The 23,488-nt window shown below is 40.5% G+C and carries 15 protein-coding genes; 8 read left to right on the top strand and 7 right to left on the bottom strand.

Annotation, left to right across the window (positions count from 1 at the left end):
* Positions 1 to 76 precede the first annotated feature (76 nt).
* The gene (locus C6N34_RS00905) at positions 77 to 2,530 is read left to right on the top strand and encodes an ATP-dependent Clp protease ATP-binding subunit (RefSeq protein ID WP_115538898.1); all 2,454 of its coding nucleotides are present in this window, start codon (positions 77 to 79) and stop codon (positions 2,528 to 2,530) included.
* Between the two features lie 75 nt (positions 2,531 to 2,605).
* Here C6N34_RS00905 and C6N34_RS00910 read toward each other — a convergent pair whose 3' ends face one another.
* A complete protein-coding gene (locus C6N34_RS00910) occupies positions 2,606 to 3,664 on the bottom strand; it encodes a tellurite resistance TerB family protein (protein ID WP_115538897.1) in 1,059 nt (352 codons plus the stop codon).
* A 341-nt stretch (positions 3,665 to 4,005) separates the two neighbouring features.
* Between C6N34_RS00910 and C6N34_RS00915 the strand changes: the two genes are divergently transcribed.
* Positions 4,006 to 5,505 carry a dolichyl-phosphate-mannose--protein mannosyltransferase gene (locus C6N34_RS00915; RefSeq protein WP_115538896.1) on the top strand — a complete coding sequence of 500 codons (1,500 nt, stop codon included), beginning with the start codon at positions 4,006 to 4,008 and terminating at the stop codon, positions 5,503 to 5,505.
* 6 nt (positions 5,506 to 5,511) lie between these two features.
* Here C6N34_RS00915 and pabB read toward each other — a convergent pair whose 3' ends face one another.
* A complete protein-coding gene (gene pabB / locus C6N34_RS00920; protein ID WP_057177802.1) occupies positions 5,512 to 7,656 on the bottom strand; it encodes an aminodeoxychorismate synthase component I in 2,145 nt (714 codons plus the stop codon).
* Between the two features lie 376 nt (positions 7,657 to 8,032).
* Here pabB and C6N34_RS00925 point away from each other — a divergent pair, with 376 nt between their 5' ends.
* Both C6N34_RS00925 and C6N34_RS00930 read left to right on the top strand, forming a co-directional pair.
* Positions 8,033 to 9,028 (top strand): aldo/keto reductase, encoded by a 996-nt coding sequence (locus tag C6N34_RS00925; protein ID WP_096545733.1) that lies wholly within the window; start codon positions 8,033 to 8,035, stop codon positions 9,026 to 9,028.
* Positions 9,029 to 9,042: 14 nt separating this feature from the next.
* Positions 9,043 to 10,272, top strand: coding sequence for a DUF4336 domain-containing protein (locus C6N34_RS00930; protein ID WP_115538895.1), 1,230 nt, complete (start codon positions 9,043 to 9,045; stop codon positions 10,270 to 10,272).
* A 50-nt stretch (positions 10,273 to 10,322) separates the two neighbouring features.
* Here C6N34_RS00930 and C6N34_RS00935 read toward each other — a convergent pair whose 3' ends face one another.
* The 3 genes from C6N34_RS00935 to C6N34_RS00945 form a co-directional block, all read right to left on the bottom strand.
* Entirely contained in the window at positions 10,323 to 10,634 is a 312-nt protein-coding gene (locus C6N34_RS00935) for a hypothetical protein (RefSeq protein WP_057177833.1), read from the bottom strand.
* Positions 10,635 to 10,671: 37 nt separating this feature from the next.
* On the bottom strand, positions 10,672 to 12,099 hold the full coding sequence (locus tag C6N34_RS00940) for a phosphoglucomutase/phosphomannomutase family protein (protein ID WP_115538894.1): 1,428 nt from the start codon (positions 12,097 to 12,099) through the stop codon (positions 10,672 to 10,674).
* Between the two features lie 168 nt (positions 12,100 to 12,267).
* Positions 12,268 to 13,992, bottom strand: coding sequence for a transglutaminase domain-containing protein (locus C6N34_RS00945; RefSeq protein WP_115538893.1), 1,725 nt, complete (start codon positions 13,990 to 13,992; stop codon positions 12,268 to 12,270).
* A gap of 152 nt (positions 13,993 to 14,144) precedes the next feature.
* Between C6N34_RS00945 and C6N34_RS00950 the strand changes: the two genes are divergently transcribed.
* The 4 genes from C6N34_RS00950 to purH are packed head-to-tail and all read left to right on the top strand — an operon-like array spanning position 14,145 to position 20,139.
* Positions 14,145 to 17,006, top strand: a complete 2,862-nt coding sequence (locus C6N34_RS00950) for a cation-translocating P-type ATPase (RefSeq protein WP_096545740.1) — start codon at positions 14,145 to 14,147, stop codon at positions 17,004 to 17,006.
* A gap of 47 nt (positions 17,007 to 17,053) precedes the next feature.
* On the top strand, positions 17,054 to 18,163 hold the full coding sequence (gene recF, locus C6N34_RS00955) for a DNA replication/repair protein RecF (protein ID WP_115538892.1): 1,110 nt from the start codon (positions 17,054 to 17,056) through the stop codon (positions 18,161 to 18,163).
* Positions 18,164 to 18,167: 4 nt separating this feature from the next.
* Positions 18,168 to 18,530, top strand: coding sequence for a VOC family protein (locus C6N34_RS00960; protein ID WP_096545744.1), 363 nt, complete (start codon positions 18,168 to 18,170; stop codon positions 18,528 to 18,530).
* A gap of 58 nt (positions 18,531 to 18,588) precedes the next feature.
* Entirely contained in the window at positions 18,589 to 20,139 is a 1,551-nt protein-coding gene (gene purH / locus C6N34_RS00965; RefSeq protein ID WP_115538891.1) for a bifunctional phosphoribosylaminoimidazolecarboxamide formyltransferase/IMP cyclohydrolase, read from the top strand.
* A 21-nt stretch (positions 20,140 to 20,160) separates the two neighbouring features.
* Here purH and recG read toward each other — a convergent pair whose 3' ends face one another.
* The gene (gene recG / locus C6N34_RS00970) at positions 20,161 to 22,644 is read right to left on the bottom strand and encodes an ATP-dependent DNA helicase RecG (protein ID WP_115538890.1); all 2,484 of its coding nucleotides are present in this window, start codon (positions 22,642 to 22,644) and stop codon (positions 20,161 to 20,163) included.
* A 35-nt stretch (positions 22,645 to 22,679) separates the two neighbouring features.
* Positions 22,680 to 23,471: a hypothetical protein gene (locus tag C6N34_RS00975; protein ID WP_115538889.1), complete on the bottom strand. Its 792-nt coding sequence runs from the start codon at positions 23,469 to 23,471 to the stop codon at positions 22,680 to 22,682.
* Positions 23,472 to 23,488: the final 17 nt, after the last annotated feature.

Here is a 23,488-nt window from a genome sequence, read left to right on the forward strand (position 1 = left end):
TTGGCACAGGTTGAATAAAATCGATTAGTGTATTTGTTAGCAGTAGTTAGCAAAAGTATCGGAGAGAGAACCCGCTATGTTTGAACACTTCACATCCGAAGCCATTAGGGTAATTATGTTAGCGCAGGAGGAGGCACGCCGCCTGGGTCATAACTTTGTCGGCACAGAACAAATTCTCCTGGGTTTAATAGGGGAAGGAACAGGCGTTGCGGCGAAGGTTCTGACAGATTTGGGTGTCACCCTCAAGGATGCGCGTCGGGAGGTTGAAAAAATTATCGGTAGGGGTTCTGGTTTCGTCCCGCCCGAAATCCCTTTTACACCAAAAGTCAAGAGTCTATTTGAGCAGTCTTTTAGAGAGGCTCACGGTCTTGGTCACAACTACATAAATACAGAACACTTATTGTTAGGATTAACTGATGCGGGAGAAGGGGTTGCAGCCAAGGTGTTAAAGAGTCTTGGGATTGAACTGCAGACAGTACGCAGCAGAGTGATGAGTATATTGGGTGAAGATAATAGAGTGGTTGCTGGTCGTCAAGACAACCCCAGACGCAACCAGAATCTTAGTATAGAAGAATTTGGACGTAACCTCACCAAGTTGGCCCAACAGGGGAGGTTAGATCCGGTAGTGGGTCGACAAAAAGAGATTGAACGCACCGTACAAATATTGGGTCGTCGCACCAAGAACAATCCTGTGTTAATTGGTGAACCCGGGGTAGGGAAAACCGCAATTGCCGAGGGTTTAGCTCAACGGATTGTGAACCAGGATGTTCCTGAAATATTGCTGAATAAACAGGTAATTAGTCTGGATATGGGCTTGCTGGTTGCGGGAACACGCTTCCGGGGAGATTTTGAAGAGCGTCTGAAAAAGGTGATGGAAGAAATTCGCTCCGTCGGCAATATTATCTTGGTGATTGATGAAATTCATACCATCGTGGGTGCTGGCGGTACGGAAGGAGGTTTGGATGCGGCTAACATACTCAAACCCGCCCTGGCCAGGGGTGAACTACAATGTATCGGTGCCACCACTTTGGATGAGTATCGGAAGTATATTGAGCGGGATGCAGCTTTAGAAAGACGTTTTCAACCAATTTTGGTAGGGGAACCATCAGTAGCAGAAACTATAGAAATCCTTCGAGGTCTGCGCAGTGCTTACGAGCAACATCACAAAGTAACTATTTCCGATGATGCAGTTATTGCTGCAGCTGAGTTATCAGATAGGTACATCAGCGATCGCTTTCTCCCTGATAAAGCCATAGACCTAATAGATGAAGCTGGTTCTCGGGTAAGGTTAAGGCACTCCCGAATCATTGATAATAAAGAGCTGAAACAACAACTGAAAAATACTAGCCAGGAGAAAGCGGAAGCAGTAAGAGTTCAAGACTTTGGCAAGGCTAGTAAACTGCGTCAGGAAGAGCTAGATTTACAAACCCAACTAGCGATCGCACAAAATTTGCCCAAGATTACCATTCCCCAGGTAGACGAAGAGGATATTGCTGAAATAGTAGCCTCCTGGACGGGAGTACCTGTGAATAAACTGACCGAATCTGAATCTGAGTTGTTGTTGCATCTGGAAGATACCCTGCATAAAAGACTAATTGGACAGGAACAAGCAGTCACAGCAGTTTCCCGTTCTCTTCGTCGCGCCCGAGTGGGGTTAAAAAGTCCTAATCGTCCTATAGCTAGTTTTATCTTCAGTGGACCTACAGGGGTAGGCAAAACTGAACTGGCTAAGGCTTTAGCAAGCTACTTCTTCGGTGCGGAAGATTCCATGATTCGTTTAGATATGTCCGAATACATGGAAAGCCATAATGTTTCCAAATTGATTGGTTCACCTCCAGGTTACGTAGGCTACGATGAGGGTGGACAACTGACGGAGGCTGTAAGGCGTAAACCCTATACATTGCTGCTATTTGACGAAATTGAGAAAGCACATCCCGATGTGTTCAATATGTTACTGCAAATCCTAGATGACGGTCATCTTACGGATGCTAAAGGTAGGAAAGTGGACTTCAAGAACACCCTAATTATCTTGACATCCAACATTGGGTCTAAGGTAATTGAAAAGGGTGGTATGAGTTTAGGGTTTGAATTTGATAATCAAGCCAACGCTAGTTACAATCGCATTCGCAATCTAGTCAACGAAGAACTTAAGTCCTATTTCCGTCCTGAATTTCTCAATCGAGTTGATGAGATTATCGTCTTCAGTCAGTTGAATAAAGACGAGGTCAAAGAAATTTCCCAGATCATGCTTGAGGAAGTTGCTAAGCGTCTCCAAGAGAAAGGGATTAAGTTAGAGGTGACAGAAGCATTTAAAGACCTAGTAGTTACGGAAGGCTATGATCCTAGTTATGGTGCTAGACCATTACGTCGGGCCATAATGAGACTATTAGAGGATTCCTTAGCGGAGGCCATTTTGTCTGGTGAGATTAGAGAAGGTGACCAGGCCATTGTGGATGTTGATGACGATGGTTTGGTGAAGGTGAAGAAAGCAGAAACCCGTGACTTGGTACTAGTTAGTGCTCCTGCTTAGTATTAGTAATGGTTAGTCCTCCCACAATCCCCATGGATTCTATCCATGGGAATTGTCACTAGGAGGATTGAGCAGCTAACTATCTCCAAAGTCCATGGTCTCAATAAACTCTAAAATATTCTGCTTCATGTCCTCAGCTTCATCTAGAATGGAACCTCGAAGGTCACCAGTAAAAAATGTTCGTTGACTGCTAACTATATACAGAAAATTGCCATTAGTGAATGTCAATAAGCCACGGTACGCATCTAGTCTTGTTGGGTTACCATTGTTTTCCCTTTGGGAAATGCTTGAGCCTTTAGGCATGTCCACTAATACATAATAATAACTACTTAAAGTATCTTGGAGTAAGCTATCCTGTAGGTACTCAGTATACTTAATTTCTGCGCCCGGGATATGTTTTAAAATAGCTTGAGGTAAATATCTTTCAATTAAAACAGAGTGGAGATATGTTTCTTGTCCTTGTTCCTCCATAGTTTCTAAATGTTCTTTAGTAAGGGGATAGTAATCAATTCTGATAAAAGTTCCCCCACTGTCAGAGAAACCAACCATTCCCTGTTGACTAACAATTTTTCCTCCTCGTTCTGATGTTACAGGTACAACAACTCTGAAATTATTTGAAGGAGATTGGTATATTTCCTGTCCTAATTCATCTACTATGATTTCCGGTTGTTTTAATTCTTGTGGATCTTCTATTACTGCTATTACCTCTCTAATAACTTCCTCAGCTTCTATATCCTGCAATTCTAAGGCTTGTTGTAGTTGTTTGATGTATGACTGTTTTTCCTTGGGTATGGTCATACTCTCTTCTTCCAATAGCATTACTACACCAGCAGCAAACGCATCCAAAACTATATCACTTTTTAAACTTGTATTGGCAGTATTAAATAGGGAACCTAATCCTTCCTCCTGAGCAATAATTACTAGTCTATTGACCATTTCTAAGATTTCCTCTTGGGAGTACCCATCAAAAACCTGAAATTCTAGTAAGATATCCGCTAAACTTTCCGTGTCTATATCTTCTATAGTACAGTCAACAGCTGCACTAATAATTGCTATAGCTGCTACTGCTTCCTCTGAATTTAGGGATTCAGTTGTAAATGCTGAGGAATTAAATATTTTATCATACTTGGTCATAATGATAGATCACTCTTATTAATTGGTAATATCCCGGTCAGAAAAAATTGACTTTTTATGCTCTCACCAGAAAATTCTGGATTTTCGATTTGACCTTGAACTGGTATATACCCAGAGAGTTATACTCCGGGTTATCCATAGAGCGCGGTAATAGATCATTAACACCCTGATTAAAATCTGCTATATTATCTCAAATTATGGTTAATTTTTCTCGGTTATCCCAGGGAAAAATTTATAGCTTTAGAGAGAGTGGGACGATAGCCAACAGCGCCTTATTATATCACAGTTATATCACAAAAAAGCTAAGTTAGGATTAAATTTAACTTAACCATGAAAAAATAATGACCAAAAGAACATTTCGTCTCAGTATACTAGGAATATTTATATTCGCCGTCGGTTTACGGTTTTGGGGATTGGCTAGATTTAATACCTTGGTGTTTGATGAGGTTTACTTTGCACAATTTGGCAACAACTATTTAACAAAAACGCCATTTTTTAATGCTCATCCTCCCTTGAGTCAGTACCTAATTGGTCTAGGAATTTGGATAGGTAGTCATATTCCCTTCTGGCAAAATAGTCTTAATAGTTTGACGGGTTCCCTATTATCTTCTTGGAGTTATCGTTGGGCAAACGCATTAACAGGTTCTTTGATTCCGGTGATAGCTATTTTTTTGAGTTATCAGTTAAGTTATCGTCGTGGTTTTGCACTATTAGCAGGTTTATTTACAGCTTTAGATGGTTTATTTTTAGTAGAATCTCGTTATGCTTTGAGTAATATATATATAGTATTATTTGGCTTACTTGGGCAATGGTTTTTATTGTTGGCATTAGAAAAAAGACCTGGGCAAAAGTGGGAGAAATTAATAAAATTACTAGTAGCAGGAATTTGCTTTGGTGCTTCCTTAGCCACAAAATGGAATGGATTGTGGTTTCTACTAGGTGTTTATGGAATGTGGATAGTGGGCTGGATAATTAGGTGGTTACAACCTGGCAAAAATGAACCAAACCAAGGATTCCATCAAGAATCAAACGAAGAATTAAGGGTGAAAAACGAGCCAGATATGGTGATAATTCCCCTGGCAAAAATTACCCAGATTAATATTTGGCAGATGGGATTTTTTTTAGGAGTTATTCCCCTGATTACATATAGTTTGATTTGGATTCCCCACCTCCAACTTGATCGTCGTTATGGATTTATAGAAGTTCATCAACAAATTTTGAACTTTCATCTTCATTTAGGGGGTAATGATTCCAGTGTTCATCCTTACTGTGCTCCATGGTATAAGTGGCCATTAATGACTCGACCCATGGCTTATTTTTATCAGAAAAGCCAAAGTTTTCAGGATCCCCTACCTGTGTTTGGACCACCCTTACCAGCTGCATCTGGCAAAGTAATTTATGATGTTCACGCCATGGGTAATCCTCTTTTGTGGTGGTTTGGAATTACTGCAATTATATTGTTGTTACAAATTGTATTTATTGGCATTGTTCTTCCATCAATTCAACAAAAACGATTATTTATCCCCAGAAATATCAGTGTGGATACTTGGATTGGTTTATATGTAGTGATTAATTATGCTGCTAATTTATTGCCTTGGGTGAGGGTGAGTCGCTGTGTATTTATTTATCACTATATGAGTGCTTTAGTATTTGTATTTTTGGCTCTAGCCTGGTTTGTGGATTGTTGTTTACGCAGTAATTACAAGTCAATGCGTATTTTGGGTTGGACTGTTACTGGTTCCACAATAGCTGCTTTTATTTTTTGGTTACCAATTTATTTAGGGTTACCACTTTCATCAGCAGATTATTGGCTACGTATGTGGTTTAGGAGTTGGATTTAGGAACGATCAACACTCAAAGCGATCGCACTCCCCAACTTTTTGGTAATTATCAGAAAGTGCTGTTCCTTGAATAGTGAGCATCATAGTATTAATCAATGCTTTTCCTTTGAGGAGTGTTTCTTGAAACTCCATTTGGGGATCTGAAAGTGCGACAATACCACCACCAACCCCGATGGAAGTTTGTTCGGGTGTTATAACAGCAGTACGAATCACAATGTTTAAATCAGCTGAACCATTCAAACCCAAAAAGCCGATCGCTCCTGAATATACTCCTCTTGCTTCTTGTTCTAATCGGTCAATAATTTCCATAGTTCTGATTTTTGGAGCCCCCGTCATTGAACCACCAGGGAAAGCATTACGAATGCAATCTATAGCAGTCATTCCTTCACGTAAATAACCCCGAATAGTTGTTACCAGTTGATGTACAGTGGCATAAGTTTCTACTTCCATTAATTTGGGAACATGAACAGTACCAACTGCACAAACTCTTCCTAAATCATTCCTAAGTAAGTCCACAATCATCAAATTTTCTGCCCGATCTTTTTCGCTATTGCGTAATCTTTCACCCAGGATAAAATCTTCTTCTGGTGTTTTTCCGCGTGGGAGTGTTCCTTTAATGGGCTTAGTTTCTACCCAACCTTGAGGATCAATTTTTAAAAATCGTTCAGGAGATGAACAGGCGATCGCTAGATTACCAAAACGCAAAAATGCCGAGTAGGGAGCAGGATTAATTGAACGTAAGGTGCGATAAAATGCCAGTGGGTCAGGAGTGGTATTTGTTTTAATTTGATTGGTTAAACAAACTTGATAAGTTTCTCCTTCGTGAATTTCGACTAAACTTTTCTGAATATCATCAAGATAAGTTTTTTCAGATCGACTTAATCGAAAATTCACTGGTGTTTCTTTCTTTTCAGTAATAACAGGAGACAGAGGAGGTAGATTTTTAAGCTGTTGTTCCATCCATGTAAACCAGGTTTCTGCTGAAGCTGTTTCTCCTGACACAGTTAGGAAAAGTAAATAAACAGTTTGTTCTTGATGATCAATGGCAATCATGCGATCGGCAAACAAAAACATAGCATCAGGTAAGGTAGAATGATGCTTTAATTTGACTCCACATTCTGCCTTTAATTCATACCCAAAATAACCCACAAACCCGCAGTTAAAATCAAAGGGTAAATCATCAGATTTACAGTGTCTTTGTTCTAGTTCCCCCTTGAGATACTCAAAAATTCCCTCTTTCTTCAAACTGATCTGATCATATTTTGTAATTGTTAGTTCTTGAGATTGTGTTTGATAACGAATCAATAGACTGTTTTCACCACTACTATCTCCCATAAAAGAAAAGCGAGAAAGACCAGGTTCAACCCGACTACTATCTAACCAGAAAGCATTGGTTGATTCGCCAAACAAATGTACAAACATTTGCTCAGTATTAGGACAAAAACTTAATTTGCGTGTACGAATTTCAAACTTTTGTTGCTGTTTTTGTTCAGAAAAATTGGTTAATAAAGGTGCATTTTGATTATTTATCATCCAATATTTCTTAGTCATATTTTTGTTATTATCTTGGTTAAATTTATGGGTAATCTCTTTAAAATTCTCAAATAAAGTATGTCCATATTCAGTACAGATTGACTCTGGATGAAACTGCACACCCCAACGTGGTAAAGAACGATGACGTATTCCCATAATCAAATTGTCTTCTGTCCAGGCCACCTTTTCTAAACAGTCTGGTAAGTCATCTGCAACTAATAAGGAATGATAACGCACCACAGAAAAAGGAGAAGGAATTCCTGTAAGAACATCAGTTCCATGATGATAAACATCACTCAAGCGACCATGATGAACTTCTGGTGCATGAATAACTTTTCCTCCATACCCATTACCCAGTCCCTGATGTCCTAAACACACACCTAAAAGCGGAACTTTTGTATTTTGAATAGCTTGATGACAAATGCCAAAATCTTTTAAGTTCTCAGGACGACCAGGACCTGGTGAAATCACAATATTATCAAATTCCCACTTTTGTAGTTCTTCCCATGCTATTTGGTCATTGTATACTACAATCGGATACTCTCCATTAACTTCGGCAATTAATTGATAGAGATTGAAAGTGTAAGAGTCATAGTTGTCAATAATTAGAGTTTTCATTTTGTAAATCTCGCAAGTAGGTTGAAATTTTATTTCCAGAGCTGTTTGTCAATCCCATCTAATATCCTCCCTACGACCACCAACACCTGATATTCCCCGTGGGTGGATAAAAATGTTGGGTTTCGTTCCTCAACCCAACCTACACTAAGATTTTGCGCCATTTCAGGAGTGACTACGATATCACATTCCTACCCCTTCGACCACGAAAAAACTTATCTCAACCTCCTATAAATATAATTTTTTCTTATTTTTGCCATGTTATTGTGGTAAATTACCTGAGAAGGCGATCGCTCGGTTACTTAAATTCCTTATTATACAATCCTGTTCCACAAGAGCTTATAATTTTACCGAGAGTGGTGTAAACATTTCAATTCATATGGCAACCAATCAATTAATATCATTACCCAGTATGGGATGTGGGACATGGTCTTGGGGGAATCAACTGCTTTGGGGATACAAACAAAGCATGGATGAGCAATTACAAGAGGTATTTAATCTTTGTGTAGATAATGGTGTCACCCTGTTTGACACAGGAGATTCCTATGGAACGGGAAAACTCAAGGGAAGAAGTGAAATACTGTTAGGAAAATTCAGCAGAGACTATGAGCATTCCCATCCAGAGAGACTGAATCAACGCGATATTTGTATTGCGACAAAATTAGCAGCTTATCCTTGGAGATGGACGAGAAAATCCATTATTTCTGCTTGTGATGCTTCCGCTAAAAGACTAGGTAAAAATGTTGATTTAGTTCAGATGCACTGGTCAACAGCCAATTATGCACCTTGGCAAGAATTAGGCTTATTGGATGGTTTGGCTGACTTATATGCACAGGGTTTGGTCAAAGGTGTGGGACTGTCTAATTACGGAACTAAAAGACTTTTATGGGTACACAAAAGATTTGCCGAAAGAGGTATACCTATAACAAGTCTACAGGTACAATATTCTTTGTTATCAACCTATCCGGTAACGGAATTGGGTTTAAAAGATGTTTGTGATAGTTTGGGGATTAAATTAATTGCCTATAGTCCCTTAGCATTAGGTTTACTTACGGGTAAGTTCCGAGAAAACGGCCAATTGCCCAAAGGAATACGGGGAATTTTATTTCGACAAATGTTACCGGGTATTAAGGGACTTTTGGGAACTTTAGAAGAAATAGCAAATAGTCGAGGTAAAACCATGGGTCAAGTAGCTATTAATTGGTGTATCTGTAAGGGAACAATTCCTATTCCTGGTGCTAAAAATCGAGAGCAAGCAAAACAAAACTTGGGAGCTTTGGGTTGGTTTTTAAATAATGGTGAGATAGCTGAATTAGATGTTGCAGCTAGCAAGAGTGAGAAAAAAATGGTGCAGAACATTTTTCAAACTAATTGACAAGGTGGTTCAAGGTGAAGATAATACCAGACAAAGATAATATAAATTTTGATCCCCATGGGAGCAACCCCTATTTATGGAAGTTTTGGGGTGTTCTCCCTATTTATCCCTACAATCAACGTCGCACTGTTCGTCAAGAGGTGGTTAAGGATACTATCTGGACCTTTGATCAAATCCAGGGGGTTTTTTATGTGGTTGTACCCATCCGCATGACGGTGATTAGGTTGGCACAAGGTGGTTTGTTAGTATATGCACCTGTTGCTCCCACTAGGGAGTGCATTAAATTAGTAAATGAATTAGTGTCCTTGCATGGAGATGTAAAGTACATTATTTTGCCTACAGTCTCTGGACTTGAGCATAAGGTGTTTGTGGGACCGTTTGCTAGGGAATTTAGTCGAGCAAGGGTTTTTGTAGCTCCCGAACAGTGGAGTTTTCCCCTGAATTTACCTTTGAGTTGGTTAGGTCTACCAGGGAGGCGCACCCAAATATTACCTGAAGATCCTTATGAGACTCCCTTTGGTGATGAGTTTGATTATGCTATCCTTGGACCAATTAATTTGGGACTAGGCAAATTTGGAGAAGTGGCTCTTTTCCATAAGCAATCCCGCACTTTAATGGTTACGGACACAATAGTTTCCGTTTCCGTGGATCCACCAGCAATAATTCAATTGGACCCATTCCCCCTACTTTACCATGCTCAGGAAAAAGGTGGTGATACTGTTCCTGATAGTTTACAAAACCGACGGAAAGGGTGGCAAAGAACTGCTCTCTTTGCTTTTTATTTCCGTCCCAGTGTGGTGGATATACCTCCATGGAAGGATATATGGCAAGATGCCAAAAATTTGTCCCAGCGCAATTTGAGAAATTATTTTGGTTTTTTCCCCTTCCGCTGGAAACCAGACTGGGAAGAGTCTTATGAGTTGCTCACCAGGGGAGGAGAAATTTTTGTTGCTCCCGTTTTGCGAACCCTAATTTTAAACAGGGCTCCCCAAGTAACTATAAATTGGGCAAACCGGGTAGCGAAGTGGGATTTTGCACGGATTATTCCCTGTCATTTTGACGCACCCGTTACTGCTACTCCCCAAGAATTTAGAAGAGCTTTTAACTTTTTGGAGAAAGGTTCTGGTGACTCACCGGATAGTAATAATAAGGTGGAGGATGATTTACAGGTTTTGAGGGATATTGACCAGGGATTAAATAATTGGAAAATTGTCCCACCCGCTCAGGATTATTCAAAACCATAATTGAAAACCTTAACCGGAATTCCAGGGTTCGGTTTACCGAACCTTATCTTCTACCGAAAATCCTCATCCACAAAAAAGTCCCCTTCCTCATCAGCGGAATTCCCAGATCCCCCCATGTTCCCCAACAATTGCCCAAATGATACGGTAATTAAACCGACCACTACCCAAAAGGCTAACATTAACCCAAAGGGAACTTGTATAGATTGAAAAACTAAAAATCGTAGGGATATTGGTGTGGCATTTTGTACGGAAATTAACGCGATCGCCAGAATCCAAGTAGCTAGAACTACTGATAGAAATAGTGTAAATAGACTGGGGAGGTTTTTCATGGTTGAGGAATTAAAAAGGAGTTGGGGGGTCAAAAGGTAGAATTTTCGCTCGTGACCCAATCCCTATTCACTATGCTAACTGAGCAATTTCTGCTTCCATGGTCTTAGCAATCTCACCCAGTTTTTCTGGGGAGTTGGTTTCTATATAAACTCTGACCAGGGGTTCTGTACCTGATGGACGCAATAGGATCCAACTACCCTCTGCTAAATACAGTTTAATTCCATCCTTTCTACCTACTTCCTTAACGCTAATACCAGCTACTTGGGAAGGGGGATTTTGGGTGTAGGATTTAATTACAGCATTTTTGTGAGCTTCCGTTAGGTGTAAGTCTAAGCGGTTGTTGTATAGCGGTCCATCCGCTTCTGCTATGGCTTCCTGAACTAATTGACTTAATGGTTTACCCTCGTATGCTATAGCTTCTGCTACTAGCATATCAGCTAATACACCATCCTTTTCCGGAATATGCCCAATCACACTTAAACCACCGGACTCTTCACCTCCAATTAACACGGTGGTTTCCCGCATTTTTTCGCCTATGTACTTAAAACCCACAGCGGTTTCATAAATTGGCAAACCATATTTGGCTGCAAAATTATCTAATAGGTGGGTAGTCGCTACGGTTCGCACTATGGCACCACTTTTACCTTTGTTTTTGATTAAATGTCTGGCTAAAACCAATAATACTGTATTGGGGGTCAGCACGTTACCCAGCTCATCTACAATCCCAAAGCGATCGCTATCACCATCCGTTGCTAAACCTAAATCAGCTTTGTCGTTTTTAACAGCTTCCACTAGTTCTACCAGTTGGTCACCTTTAGGTTCTGGCATACCCCCGCCAAATAACACATCTCTCCAGGTGTGGAAACTTTCCAGTTGGGTTCCACAATACTGCAATACCTCGTCTAAATAACCACGGGATGTGGAATACAGGGCATCATATTTAACCTTTAAATTGGCACTCCTAATTTTTTCTACGTCCAGTAATTTGTAGATGAAATCAAGGTAAGCAGGTTTAGGATCAAAGGTGGAAATTGTGCCTGATGGATTAGATCCCGGTAATTCGTCCGATGCCGTTTCTATATTGGCGACAATCGTATCCGTAATTTCTGGGGTAGCTGGACCTGCATAATCTGGTATGTATTTAATTCCACAATAGGGAGCTGGATTATGACTAGCGGTAAACATCAAAGCACCTGCGGAATTCAGATGTTTTGCATTGTAAGCTATGACTGGTGTTGGACAGTCTCGAACGGTAATTTTCACATTCCAACCTAAATCGGCCAAGACTGCTCCGGAGGTTCTGGCAAACTCATCAGCGAGAAATCTTGTGTCGTAGGCGATTAAAACAGGTCTACTCTTATCGTAGGCAGTTTCCAGATAGGCTGCTATTGCTCTAGTTACTTTTCTAACATTAGAAAAGGTAAAATCATCGGCAATAATTCCCCGCCATCCGTCTGTACCAAATTTGATTTTACCAGAATTGCTAGGATTACTCATTTTACTACTCTCTCTTGTAGATTATGATTACTCTAAGTAGGGAGGCACAATTATGTGTAGGATGGGTTTGACCCATGCGGGCGTTGGGTTTCATACTTCAACCCAACCTACGTTCTCTCTGTTGTAGATTATGATTACTCTACTGTTCTTGATTATTTCAGATGTTGATCAAACCATTCCATTGGGACTGACATTTTCTTCCTGGTCTTTATGCTCTGAGAATTCTATGGGTGGTAATTCCTTGAGGATGGTAAACCGAATGTGGTTAATGGCTAATTCACCAATGGATAACTCTTCCTTGGTTAATCTTTGACCATTGCTGCTTATGGTTTCAAAGGAAACCCCTTTACCAATTTCAATATGGTACCAACATAAACCCATGAAAAATCTGGTGGGGTAGGGACCATAATCTCCAATGTCGTCTGGATTGGATTCCATGGGTAACCAACCAAAATTGGGAATGTAAAACTCTAACCACACGTGATTAAAGTCCGGTTGCAGGGGAACGCCTTTTAATTCTGGGTAGGGTGGACATTTATATCTACCCACTGTGCGACAGGGAATGCCATTTAAACGACATAAAGCTAGTAATACACCTACGTATTCTCCACAGGAACCAACTCCTCGATCTAGCACTATATCGGGTGTGTCTATATGGGGCTTAATTCCGTATGATAGCTCATCATAAACGTAGTTACGAATGCTATACATTTTGCGCAGTAGGTTGGTTTCTGAACCCACAGCTTCATGAGCAGCACGCCGCACGATGACCGTATTCATCGCTAAATCGTCGTCATCTACTAAATAGCGTGTTTGTAATTCCAAGGTCGGTTCTGGTATTTCTTCCGTATCTTTGGGAGTAATACGATACTTAATACCTCGTACTTCCAATAGTGCCTTCCAACCAAATATATGCCTTTCGCCGGGAACAAGGGTATCAAATTTGAACACTGCAATCCTTTGTCCGGAAATTACCTCTTCGGTGAAGGGTAGACCAATGGGCTCTACCTGTTTGACTTTTTGCCTTTCAGTTTCCGATGGGAGTGCAATACGCCATTCAATATCGGTTAAGTAAACTTCTTCTAGGGGAGCAATTTCTTCAACATAGGACATTTCCACCAAATAACCATTAGATAGTCCATAGCGTTTATCTGAATCATAATGATAGTGCAATGGATGAATAAAGGTTACGTCCCGATAGGTTAATTCGTGATTAGGATCAGCATTAGGGTTGTCACGAATGTAAGGCTCCTCCAAAGAATAGGAGACGTATAAAATATCTTTATCTGTATGGTCTTGATGGTATATGGCAATACCAGTTGGGGATGCAAAGGGAGTAAGGACACTAAAACGAACTTCTCCAGTAGCCCGATCCATTGAGTAGACAGTTTGTTCCGTGCGATCGCATATCCAAAGGGTTTCCTGACTGACTGCTAAATTTTGTTTACCTACTCCAGGGGCGTAGAATCGGGTAATTTCTTTACGTGTGTCTCTGTCAAAAATCAGGATATAACCCATTCTCTGACAGCTAATATAAACAGTGGCATCCCAAACAGCAATGCCATCAGCATTATATGGTAGGGTGGCAAAATGTTCCAAACCCAGGGAGTTTAGTTTACATAAATAGACGCTATTACCACGGGTAACCCAAAGGGTGTCTTCCCAAACTGCTAAACCGGTGACATCAGTAAATTCTTTTACCTGGTGAGGATTGAGAATTTTACTATTGTCGGAAACCGGGTCAATTTGGAGTAAATGTCCCTTGAGGGAGTCAATGGCAAGGAGTTGATCTTTAATAAAAGCGATACCATAGATGGTAGCAGCAGTCACTGGTCGAATTGTTTTTTGCCCAAACATCTGGCTAACATTGAAATTAGGGAGTATCAAACTCATATTATTCCGTCATATTATTCATATTATTTTATTGGTGGTCTCCACTGTTTACAGTAACTAGTCACCAATGAGGTATTTGATGGAATTTCTGCCATCACTCAATTATGATCGAATTTTGTAACCATTTCCCGTAACTTACACAAACTTACACAATGTCTGCCCATTCTTTGCCTGAAGATGCCGCAGTTTGGCATAGTTTAGAGATAGATAAAGCTTTAGAGCTGCTTGATAGTAATGCTGATGATGGCTTAACACCATCCCAAGTTGAAGAACGTTTACTCAAGTATGGTTCTAATGAACTGGAAGAACACGGTGGACGTAGTCCCTGGCAAATTCTCCTCGACCAGTTCACTAACATCATGTTGTTGATGCTGATTGGTGTGGCCTTCATTTCTGGTTTTTTGGACTTTTTGTCCCTACAACAGGGGACCTTAAAGTTAGGGGAAGTTCCTTTTAAAGATACAATTGCAATTATGGCAATTGTGATTCTTAATGGTGTACTTGGATATGTCCAAGAAAGCCGAGCAGAAAAAGCTTTAGCAGCTTTGAAAAAGCTATCATCTCCCTCAGTGCGTGTACTTCGCAATGGCAAATTAGCGGATATAGCAGGGAAAGACCTTGTACCCGGTGATGTGATGTTGCTGGAAGCAGGAGTGCAGGTAGCTGCTGATGGACGTTTACTGGAACAGTCAAACCTGCAAATCAGAGAGTCCGCCCTGACCGGTGAAGCTGAAGCAGTAAGTAAACAAGCTGTACTTACCTTGCCTAAAGATGCTGCATTGGGCGATCGCCTAAATTTAGTTTTTCAAGGAACAGAGGTAGTTCAAGGTCGTGCCAAGGTTGTGGTCACTAATACTGGGATGACAACAGAGCTGGGAAAAATAGCTGCTATGCTCCAATCGGTGGATAGTGAACCTACCCCTTTACAGCAGCGCATGACCCAATTGGGTAATGTGTTAGTCACCGGTTCTTTAGTATTAGTAGGGATTGTTGTCCTAACTGGCATCATCCAAGCGCGTGGTTTTAGTAACATACAAGAACTGCTGGAAGTATCCCTCAGCATGGCAGTAGCAGTAGTCCCAGAAGGTTTACCTGCGGTAATTACCGTAACTCTGGCTTTGGGGACTCAACGCATGGTCCGTCATCATGCTTTAATTCGCAAACTCCCAGCAGTGGAAACCTTAGGATCGGTAACCACTATCTGTTCCGATAAAACCGGGACTTTAACTCAAAACAAAATGGTGGTGCAGTCCGTTTACACTAATCAAAAAGGTTTTAGAGTTACAGGGGAAGGTTATGCTCCCGTGGGTGATTTTCAATTAAAAGGGCAGAATATTGATTTAGAAGACCATCCAGAAATATCTGGTTTATTAGTGGCCTGTGCTGTATGTAATGACTCCGTACTACAAAAGGAAGCTGGAGAATGGGCAATTTTGGGAGACCCCACTGAAGGAGCTTTAATGACCTTGGCGGGGAAAGCTAGTATTGAAAGAGATCAGTGGAATAGCAAATTACCCCGGGTGTCTGAGTTTCCCTTTTCTTCTGAACGCAAACGCATGAGCGTGATCTCCCAAATACAGGAAGTGGCCACTGGTAATCCTGGCATTAGTGGTGTTGACCCCATAATAGCTGGATTTGTCAGTTCAGAACCCTATTTAATGTTCACTAAAGGTTCCCCAGAATTAACTTTGGCTCGCTGTAATCAAATTTACTTGGGTAATGGCAGTTTTCCCATAGAAGAGGAGCAACGTAGTCAAATTCTGATTGCCAATGATCAAATGGCTTCCCAGGGTTTACGAGTTCTGGGTTTGGCCTATAAACCTTTGAAGGAAATCCCACCAGAAGCATCCGAGGATACCTCAGAAAATGAGTTGGTGTGGTTAGGTTTAGTGGGTATGTTGGATGCACCCCGCCCAGAAGTACGTGCAGCTGTCGCAGAATGTCGTCAAGCTGGAATTCGCCCCATTATGATTACTGGTGACCATCAGTTAACTGCACGGGCGATCGCTGTGGATCTGGGTATTGCTGATAAGGATGCTAGGGTGGTTACCGGTCAAGATTTACAACGGATGAGTGACCAGGAAATAGAAGACCAGGTAGATTTAGTCAGCATTTACGCTAGAGTTTCTCCCGAACATAAATTGCGAATTGTTCAAGCATTGCAAAGACGCGGTAGATTTGTGGCCATGACAGGTGATGGGGTTAATGACGCTCCTGCTCTTAAACAAGCTGATATTGGTATTGCGATGGGCATTACTGGTACAGATGTGAGCAAGGAAGCTAGCGATATGGTGTTGTTGGATGACAACTTTGCTACCATAGTAGCAGCTACTAAAGAAGGTAGAGTGGTTTATACGAATATTAGAAGGTTTATTAAGTACATTTTGGGCAGTAATATCGGTGAGGTTCTCACCATTGCAGCAGCACCAATTTTGGGTTTGGGAGGTGTTCCCCTCACCCCTTTACAAATTCTGTGGATGAACCTGGTAACTGATGGTCTACCAGCTTTGGCTTTAGCTGTGGAACCCCCGGAACCGGATGTGATGCAGCGCCCCCCCTTTAGTCCCCGGGAAAGTATTTTTGCCAGAGGACTGGGATCTTACATGGTTCGCATTGGCATTGTATTTGCCATCATCACTATTATCCTGATGGAATGGGCTTATTTCCATGTTAAGTCCGCAACGGGAGATGGTCTGAGTCCTGAACGCTGGAAAACTATGGTTTTTACCTCTTTGTGTATCGCCCAAATGGGCCATGCGATCGCCATTCGTTCTAATAACCAACTGACAATTGAAATGAATCCCCTATCCAATATATTTGTGTTAGGAGCAGTAATTGCAACAACTATTTTACAGTTGTTATTAATCTATGTTCCACCTCTGAGGGATTTCTTTGGTACCCATTATTTACCTTTAGATGAACTATTTATCTGTATAGGGTTTAGTGCCTTAATGTTTGTTTGGGTTGAGTGCGAAAAAATATTCTTCCGGGTTATGGGTAAGAAGAATGTTTAACAGTTAATTGGGGGAATGGGGAAATGGGTTAAATCTTCCATATCAAAATGTATTTACAATCTTTAGAGCTGCGACATTTTCGCAATTATCAGGAACAAAAAGTTGAGTTTACAGCACCGAAAACCATCTTAGTTGGTAATAATGCCCAGGGAAAATCTAATTTATTGGAGTCAGTGGAGTTATTGGCCACATTAAGATCCCATCGTTTGGGTAAGGATCGTGATTTTATTCAGGAGGGTGCAGAAATAGCACAAGTCAGTGCGATATTAGAAAGAATAACGGGAGTCAATGATTTAACCTTACATTTGCGTCGAAATGGTCGTCGCAGCGTGGCTATAAATGGAGAGAAAGTTCGCAGACAAATGGATTTTCTGGGTATTTTAAATGCCGTAGAATTTTCTAGTTTAGACTTAGAATTAGTGAGGGGTAGTCCCGCCATTCGTCGGACTTGGTTAGACACTCTCTTAGTGCAGTTGGAACCCGTATATGCCCATATCTTGCATCAATATAACCAGGTCCTGCGTCAACGTAATGCATTTTTAAAAACCAGTCAACAGACGGGAATCAAAAATCATGATTCTGAATTAGCAATTTGGGACGCCCAGTTAGTCACTACGGGAACAAAAGTTATGAGAAGGCGAAATAGGGCAATTCAGAGACTAGCACCCATTGCGACAGATTGGCATTCGAGTATTAGCGGTAAAACGGAAAAACTACAAATCAACTATATGCCCAATGTACCAATACCAATAGATGAAGAATTACCACATTTTTTTTTGGACAGAGTGCAACAGCATTCTCCTATAGAATTACATCGGGGTACAACTTTAGTTGGACCTCACCGAGATGAAATAGAATTAATAGTTAATGGAACTCCCGCTCGTCAATATGCTTCCCAAGGTCAGCAGCGTACATTGGTTTTAGCGTTAAAATTGGCGGAACTACAGTTAATTGAAGAAGTGGTTAATGATACTCCTTTACTATTATTGGATGATGTGTTGGCAGAATTAGATCTTTCGCGCCAAAATCAATTATTGGATGCTATTCAAGATCGGTTTCAGACTTTAATTACGACCACTCATTTGGGAGCATTTGATGCCCAATGGCTAAATTCTTCACAAATTCTCTTTGTCAAATCCGGAACAATTTCTAAATAATATAATGGAAATCATTCAAAGTCTCCACACCACCATACTGGTCACTGACTTAGAAAAGTCAGAACAATTTTATGGCACTATATTAGGACTGGCTAAAATTGAACGCCCCCTGAAATATCCAGGTGTATGGTATCAAATTGGTCACCATCAAATACATTTAATTCTTGCTCCATCTGTTCCTACTCAAAACCAAAATCACAAATGGAGTCTGAATCCCCATATAGCTTTCTCTGTTCTAGATTTGACCACAGCACAGCTAGAACTACAAAACCAGAATGTGACCTTTCAAACCAGCTCATCTGGTCGTCGCGCCATTTTTATCCAAGATCCAGATGGTAATATTGTTGAGCTGGCCCAAGCAGGATAATTCCTGGTAAAATGACTTTCTATCACAAATTTTTTATCCCCAAGGAATCCAGGAAATTATGGCCCGTCTGGCATTAATAAGTGTATCTAATAAAACAGGTATAATTGACTTGGCCCGTACCTTAGTAGAGGAATTTCAGTTTGATATTGTTAGTAGTGGAGGAACAGCTAAAACCCTGAAGGAAGCTGGAATACCTGTCACTAAAGTGTCTGATTACACTGGATCTCCTGAAATATTAGGGGGACGAGTTAAAACTCTTCATCCTCGTGTCCATGGTGGTATTTTGGCACAACGTGACATTCCTCAAGATATGATGGATCTGGAAAACAATCAAATTCATCCTATTGATCTGGTTGTTGTCAATCTATATCCCTTTGAAGAAACTATTGCCCACTCTGATACCACCCTAACCCAAGCAGTAGAACAAATTGATATTGGGGGCCCAGCAATGTTGCGCGCTGCATCAAAGAACTTTGCCCATGTAACGGTATTATGTAATCCTGAACAATATGGTAGTTATTTGCAGCAATTACGCGAAAATGCCTCTGTCTCTTGGGAATTTCGCCAAAAATGCGCCTTGCAGGGATTCTCGCACACAGCTAGTTATGATCATGCGATCGCAACTTATCTCTCAGAGAGAGAAAATCCCAGTTTATCTGAAAATGACCTGACAGAAAACTACAGTATTGCGGGTAAGCGAATTCAAACCCTACGTTATGGTGAAAATCCTCATCAACCTGCAACCTGGTATGGGACAGGTAGTAAGCCAACTGGTTGGACTTCAGCAATAAAGTTGCAAGGTAAGGAACTTAGCTATAATAATTTAGTAGATTTAGAAGCTGCTAGACAAATTATTGCTGAATTTACAGATCTGCCAGCAGCGACAATTATTAAACATAATAATCCCTGTGGAACTGCTGAAGCTGATACTATTTTTACTGCTTATCAAAATGCCTACAATGCTGATAGTGTATCGGCTTTTGGTGGAATTGTCGCCCTCAATCGCCCTATTGATACTCCAACTGCATTGGAACTAACTAAGACATTTCTAGAATGCGTAGTTGCTCCCGATTGTGATCAAGAAGCACAAGGGATTTTAAATAAAAAGGGTAATGTGCGAGTCTTAATTTTACCAGACCTATGGAGTGGACCAAAGGAAACAGTCAAAGCAATAGCAGGTGGTCTTCTAGTACAAACTGCTGATGATACAATTGCTGATAGTGCTAAATGGCAGGTTGTCACTAAAGTTAAACCTACTCCAGAAGAATTGGCAGAATTACTATTCGCTTGGAAAGTTTGCAAGCATGTCAAATCTAATGCTATTGTAATCAGTAAACAGAGAACCACTCTAGGTGTGGGTGCAGGCCAAATGAATCGGGTTGGTTCAACCAAAATAGCTCTAGAACAAGCGGGAGCAGGAACTAAAGGTGCTGTTTTAGCCAGTGATGGTTTTTTCCCCTTCGACGATACAGTGAGAACAGCTGCTGCTGCTGGTATTACTGCTATTGTGCAACCAGGAGGAAGTTTACGAGATCAAGATTCCATCAAAGCTGCTGACGAGCTTGGTTTATCAATGGTGATGACTGGTGTGAGGCATTTTTTGCATTAGCATGACAAATAAAAATTAACACTAGGTCAAAATTGCCCCTTCCATTAAACGCTTATACCTGTACTGTAACTCATCCTTCATCAATGGCCAACGCTCTAAACTAACATCCATGTCAATCACCCTTTCCGCTGCTTGTCGCGCTAACAGCAATACTTCCTCGTCTTCCACTAAACTAGCAAGAGTAAAATCTGCCACTCCAGATTGACGAGTTCCCATGACCTCTCCTGGACCGCGAAAGCGCATATCCATTTCAGAAATAAAAAACCCATCTTGTGACTGCTCTAAAACCTTCAATCGTTGTTGAGCATCCGGGTTTCTGGAACTACTCATTAAGAGACAATAGGACTGGGCCACACCTCTACCCACACGTCCCCGCAGTTGGTGTAACTGGGACAGTCCAAATCTCTCCGCATGTTCAATTAACATCACAGTAGCATTAGGTACGTCTACCCCTACTTCTACCACAGTAGTAGAAACCAAAATTTGGGTTTGGTTATCTCGGAACTTATTAATAGCTTCTTCTTTTTCTGTGGAAGTCATTTTTCCATGCAATAATCCCACTTGAAAAGTGGGGAAAACAGTTTCTTGTAATTTTTGATATTCATCTATAGCTGAACGTAAATCTAATTTTTCTGACTCTTCTACCAGGGGTAAAACTACATATACTTGTCTACCTTGGGCAATTTCTCTTCTAATTAAATCGTAAGCTTGTGGTCTTTGATGACCTGTGAGGAGAGAAGTTTTGATTTGTTGTCTTCCTGGTGGTAACTCATCAATTTGACTTACATCCAAATCTCCATGTACTGTTAATGCTAAAGTTCTAGGAATGGGTGTAGCAGTCATGGTTAGGACGTGAGGTTGTTCCCCTTTTTGTTGTAATTTAGCCCTTTGTTCTACGCCAAATCGGTGCTGTTCATCAATCACGACTAGACCTAAACGGTGAAATTTCACCTTGTCTTGAATTAAAGCATGGGTTCCCACCAGAAGAGGTAATTCTCCCGTTTCTAATTGGGAGTGAATTTCTCTTCTTTTGCTAGTTTTAGTAGAGCCAGTTAGTAATTCTACTGGTAAGTGCAAAAGATTAAACCAAGTTACTAATTTACGATAATGTTGTTCTGCTAATACTTCTGTAGGTGCCATTAAGGCTGCTTGATAACCTGATTGAATGGCTGTTAAAATGGCAACTACAGCAACAACAGTTTTACCTGAACCTACATCGCCTTGTACCAAACGATTCATGGGTATGGGCTTTTGTAAGTCATTTAGGATATCATTAATCACTCTTTGTTGGGCGTTAGTAAATTTAAAAGGTAAAATTTCATGAAATTGATCCAATAATTTGCCACTAGGTGCAAGAATAGCACTAGCTTGGTTAGCTTTAGCTTGTTTTTGCCTTTGTAATAAACCTACTTGTAAGTAGAAAAATTCATCAAATACTAACCTTCTCCTAGCCATTTTCAAGGTGTCACTATCTTGGGGAAAATGAATGTTAGGAATTGCCTGTTTTAATTCAATTAAGTTGTATTTTTTACGTAGACCAGGTGGTAAAGGATCTTGCAAACTTTTGGCAGATGGCAAAACTGCCATTACTGCTTGTCTGACTGCGTTAGCAACCACACCCTCTGTTAAACTATAAATTGGTACAACCCTACCAATGGTGAAAGAGTCTATAGCATCACCGGAATTGGCTAACACTTCTATTTCTGGATTATCTAATGTTAGTCCATATCTACTAGGCTTGACTAAACCACAAGCTGCAACCAAAGTACCAGGCGTATAACGTCGCTTCAAACTTTCTTGCCAACCTTTGCTACTAAAGCGGGAACCAGCGTAAAATCTACTAACCTTTAATTGTCCAGTTTGGTCTTTTAATATCAGTTCTAAAATTGACAATTTCTGATTTTTAGGACTGGTAAAACAATTACAACGTCTGACCTCCCCAATGATGGTTACGGTTTCACCTCCTTGTAATTCTCGAATATTTACCTGACGTGCATAATCAATATAATCCCGTGGGTAATAAAACAGCAGATCTCTCACAGTTAGCAATTCTAACCGATACAGATTTTCAGCTCTTTTGATGCCAATTTCGGGTAAATCACGAAGTTTTTGATCGATTTTTGGAGCTGGTTTCTGGTTAACTTCATTCACAATGGGAGTGGTTTTCACCAATCTGGTGGTAGTTGGTTGATTTTCCCATGGAGATGATTCCATATCTGGTTGAGATTGTAATCGGTGTTGTAACTGACCCAGATAGGTTCCTAAGTCTTTGACTAGTTTCTCTCGAATTTCTATGGCTAAATGGGGATATTGGATAAATTGGGAGGTTATATAATCCCAATGTAATTTCTCTTCCCCTGGTAAACCCTGTGGAAACTGGCTAAAGGTTAAACTAATAAATTCACTAAAGCGGTATTGTTTACCTACCAAATCCCCAAAACCGGAATCGGCTTCTATTGATAATGCCTTATATATTCTTATCCAGTCAGGTGTTTGATTAGTCATAGTTATCAATTAGCTTAATTGATTCAATATCATCCTCAAATATCCTCAAACCAACTAGCACGCCAAGCGGATTCCGCTTGGGCTGTTTTTAATTCTTGATGTTTTTTATTATACTCCTTAGCTAAGTTGTTAATTTGCAGCAAAATAACACGAATTTGCTTTCTCTTTTCTAATAGTTTCTGATCGGCAAATTCAACATCTCCCAATCGCAAATTGACGGTGACTAACTGGGTGAAGGTGGAATCTTCCGATTCTTTTTCATTAGTAATTTCTATGACCAAGTTTAACAAATTTGGTGGTCCTGCTATTACTTCTGTGGTTGCTTCTGAAGCTGCTGCTGCTAAAATCGGTTCTGGTAATTTCTTGGGTAAAAGTCCTGCTTTTTGCAGCAGCAGGTTAGCTTCTAAGGAAACTGTCTTTAGTGTGTTTTGTATCCCCTCTTCTACATTGCGATGCCATTGTACCACTTCCATGGGATTAGAAAAATCTAAGGATTCTACCTGGGGAACCTGTGGATTTTCCGTATTTTCCATATTCTCTGGTTTGTTTATTTCTAAGTAACCCAGTAGTTGTTGGGCAGCTTTTCTTCCCAGTTGACGGGCACTTTGTTGTAGTTGTTGACGTTTGTTAAGGGATAGATGTAAGAACTTCTCTGGATATCCGTGAGTACATAAATGGTAAACAGCTAAAATTAATTGTTTGTGTATGGATTCTCCTAATTGAACTAGATAATCACCATAATTTTTTTGCAGTTCTGTTGCTACAGAACTAAAGTTTTGTTTTAAGTTGTGGATGTCTTCTTCTATTCGCTCTACTGGTCTTGTCATACATATAATAAGTCATA

The sequence above is a fragment of the Cylindrospermopsis raciborskii Cr2010 genome (assembly GCF_003367075.2).
Taxonomy (GTDB): Bacteria; Cyanobacteriota; Cyanobacteriia; order Cyanobacteriales; family Nostocaceae; genus Raphidiopsis; species Raphidiopsis raciborskii.